General features: G+C 68.8%; 1 protein-coding gene. It reads left to right on the forward strand.

Translation table 11 applies throughout. The features are described from left to right. Nucleotides 1-1,352: urea ABC transporter permease subunit UrtB (urtB, locus tag JYJ84_RS36750; RefSeq protein WP_205190305.1), on the forward strand; the 1,352-nt coding region annotated here is incomplete at its 5' end. Between the last annotated feature and the right edge of the window lie 24 nt (nt 1,353-1,376).

A 1,376-nucleotide genomic window follows, 5' to 3' on the forward strand; every position in this document is an offset into this window, starting at 1 on the left:
ACGCGCTCACGCAGGCCGCGACACCGGCCGGCGACGCACAGCCCGTGATGCTGAACAACCTGCTGCGCACGAAGATCGCGGGCGCGCTGTCGGGCCTCGCGCTCGCGTCGCCCGACGTCGCCGCGCGCCGCGACGCGATCGATGCATTGCTGAAATCGCCCGACCCGGCACTGAAGCCGATGATCGACCGCGCCCGTGCGAAGGAAACCGATCCCGCGCTGAAGCGCCGACTCGACGCACTGTGGGCGATCGCCGCGCTGCACGATGCCGATCCGGCGAAGCGCCTCGAAGCCGTGCAGGTGGTCGCCGCGCGCCAAGACCTCGACATGATCGAGCAGTTGCGCCCGCTCGTCGCGAAGAACGCCGACGGCAGCTACGCGGAGCCCGACGCGCGCGTGCGCGACGCCGCGCAGCAAGGTCTCGACACGCTGCACGCGTTGCAGCGCCGCGGCGAGATTGCCGGCACGCTGTTCGCCGGCCTGTCGCTGGGCAGCGTACTGCTGCTCGCCGCGCTCGGCCTCGCGATCACGTACGGGCTGATCGGCGTGATCAACATGGCGCATGGCGAATTCCTGATGATCGGTGCGTACGCAACCTATGTCGTGCAGACGCTGATCCAGCGCTACGCGCCCGGCGCGTTCGACTGGTATCCGCTCGTCGCCGTGCCGGTGTCGTTCGTTGTAGCCGCGCTCGTCGGCATCGTGCTCGAACGGCTCGTGCTGCGGCACCTGTACGGCCGCCCGCTCGAAACGCTGCTGGCGACGTTCGGCGTGAGCCTGATCCTGATTCAGGCGACACGGATGCTGTTCGGCGCGCAGAACGTGCAGGTCGTGAACCCGTCGTGGATGAGCGGCGGCGTGACCGTGATGCAGAACCTGATCCTGCCGTACAACCGGCTCGCGATCCTCGCGTTCGCGCTCGCGGTGGTGTTCGTCGCGTGGGCCGTGCTGACGAAGACGCGGCTCGGCCTGTTCGTGCGCGCCGTCACGCAGAACCGCCGGATGGCCGCGTGCGTCGGCGTGAAGACCGCGCGCGTCGACGCGTATGCGTTCGCGTTCGGCGCGGGCATCGCGGGCCTCGGCGGCTGCGCGCTGTCGCAGATCGGCAACGTGGGCCCCGACCTCGGCCAGAACTACATCATCGATTCATTCATGGCGGTCGTGCTCGGCGGGGTCGGGCAGATCGCCGGCACCGTGCTCGGCGGCTTCGGGCTCGGCCTCGCGAGCAAGGCGATCGAGCCGTTCTGGGGCGCGGTGCTCGCGAAGATCGCGGTGCTCGTGATGATCGTGCTGTTCATCCAGAAACGTCCGCAGGGCATGTTTGCCCCGAAGGGCCGCAGTGCGGAGGCTTGACGTGACTTCATTCACCCATTCCCT

It is taken from the genome of Burkholderia sp. LMG 13014, assembly GCF_905232215.1.
GTDB lineage: Bacteria > Pseudomonadota > Gammaproteobacteria > Burkholderiales > Burkholderiaceae > Burkholderia.